Source organism: Streptomyces sp. MA5143a (genome assembly GCF_900290235.1).
In the GTDB taxonomy this organism is placed as follows: domain Bacteria; phylum Actinomycetota; class Actinomycetes; order Streptomycetales; family Streptomycetaceae; genus Streptomyces.
Genome location: NZ_OLMK01000124.1, coordinates 1 through 2,316, shown reverse-complemented (window position 1 = coordinate 2,316; position 2,316 = coordinate 1). Strand labels below are relative to the sequence as shown.

The window sequence follows — 2,316 nt, the reverse complement described above, 5'->3', positions numbered from 1 at the left end:
CAGCCTTCTAGGCCGTGTCCGTACGAGTCAACGGTCAACCAGCCGTCGACGCGGGGCTTCACCCGTAAATTCCGCGTCGGTGTCGTCGGGGTCGTCGGTGCCGACCGGGCCGCGGGGAAGCATCCGGCCCAGCCATGCCGGCAGCCACCAGTTGGTCCGGCCGAGGAGTGTCATGGTCGCCGGTACCAGCACCATGCGTACGACCGTCGCGTCGATGAAGATCGCGGTGGCCAGGCCGAGCCCGAACATTTTGGTGGAGGGGTCCTCGGCGACGGCGAAGGACAGGAACACCGCCACCATGATGAGGGCGGCCGAGGTGATGATCCGGGCGGTGCGCGAGACGCCCTCGACGATCGCCGTGCCGTTGTCGCCGGTGCGCAGGTACTCCTCGCTTACGCGGGAGAGGAGGAACACCTCGTAGTCCATCGACAGGCCGAACAGAATGGCGAAGAGGAACATCGGGATGAACGACACGATCGGAACCGTCGCTTCCAGCCCGATGAGTGCGCCTCCCCAGCCCCACTGGAAGACCGCGACCATGATGCCGTAGGCCGCGCCGATGCTCAGCAGATTCAGCAGTACCGCCTTGAGGGGTACGAGTATCGAGCGAAAGACCAGCATCAGCAGCAGGAACGACATCGCCAGCACGGCGGCGACGAACACCGGCAGGCGTTGGCTGGTGCGTCGGCCCACATCGGACAGGCTCGCGGCGGCGCCGCCGACGTGGGCCCTGGCCGGGCCGTGCCCGATCGCCGTGGGCAGCACGTCGGTGCGCAGCCGGGCGATGGTGTCGGCCGTGGCCTTGTCCTGAGGGCTGGTGGTCGGGAACACCACGAGGGTCGCGATGCCGGTGGCCCGATCGATGTGTGTCGGCGCGACGGATGCGATGCCCGGATCCGCCGCGACCGTGGTGACGAGACGATCCACCACTCCCCGATCGCCGGTGGGGTCCACGGCGATGACGAGGGGACCGTTGGTGCCCGGGCCGAACCCCTCGGCGACGAGGTCGTAGGCGCGGCGTTCAGTACGGCTCTGCGGCAGTGAGCCGTCGTCGGGCAGGCCGACGCGCAGGCCGAGCACGGGCAGCGTGGCGGTCAGCAGCAGCCCCGCAGCACCGACCGCGTACGGCACCGGGTGCCGGCTGACGTGTCCGATCCAGCGACGCCAGCCGGTGGCGGGGGCGGCGCCTGCCGCCGGGGCCCGCCGTCGTGCGAGTCGGCCCCGCGTCCCGGTCTGCCGAGCCCGGCCCATCCGGCCCATCCGGCCCATCCGGCCGATCCGGCCCAGCCGTGGGCCGGCCGCGCCGAGGAAGGCCGGCAGCAGTGTCACCGACGCGAGCACCATGATCAGGACGACGATCGAGACTGCCAGGCCGCCCACCGTCATGAACGGCACGTTCGCGACCGCCAGGCCGAGGATCGACACGACGACGGTGCCGCCGGCGAAGACCACCGGCCGCCCCGCCGTCGCCACCGCTCGTCCGGCCGCCGTCTGCGGATCCAGCCCGCCCGCGAGGTACTCCCGGTGTCTGGCGAGCACGAACAGCGCGTAGTCGATGCCCACTCCGAGCCCGACCATGCTGCCCAGGACCGGTGCGAAGGTGGGGACCTCTGTCGCCCCCGCCAGGAGCGTCATCGTGGCGACCCCGACGGTCAGCCCGAAGACCGCCATGCCGATGGGCAGCGCGGCGGCGACGAGCGAACCGAACGCCAGGAACAGGATCGCGGCCGCGGCGAGGAGGCCGATCAGCTCGCTCGCGCCGCCGTCGGGGTCGGAGAAGGCGTAGAAGAGGCTCCCGCCCATCTCGACCCGCAGGGGCAGTTCGGCGCGCAGCCGGTCGCCGAGACCGACGAGGGCGTCGAGGTCCTCGGCCGACAGTCGGCTCTGGTCGGGGTACTGCACCCGGACGACCGCGATCCGCCCGTCGGCCGAGACGAGTCCGCCACGCACGGCGGTGTCCCGGCCCGCGTCGAGCGCCCCCGCCGGGTCGCTCGTGCCGAGCACATGCGGCAGCCGCTCCACCTCGGACCGCAGCCTTGTGAGGGCGGTGCGCGCGCCGTCGTCGAAGAACGTCGCACCGGCGTCGAGGGGAGTGACGACCACTTGGGCGGTCATCCCCTCCTGGCCGGTGCCTGCCCGCTCGATCAGCTCCGCGGCCCGTCGGGAGTCCAGCCCCGGAGCGGTCATCGAGTCCGCGGTACGCCCGCCGAAGGCGACGGCGGCGAGGACGGCGAGCGTGGCAGCGATCAGCCATGCCGCGATCACCCGCCAGGGATGGCGGGCGGCGCTTGCGCCCAGGCGCAACAGGGCTTTCGA

Annotated in this window: 1 protein-coding gene; it reads right to left on the bottom strand. The window is 72.0% G+C overall.

What is annotated here, in order from left to right:
• Positions 1 to 27 precede the first annotated feature (27 nt).
• Positions 28 to 2,316, bottom strand: a 2,289-nt coding sequence (locus tag SMA5143A_RS39100; RefSeq protein WP_107467546.1) for an MMPL family transporter, incomplete at its 5' end; no start/stop codon positions are given.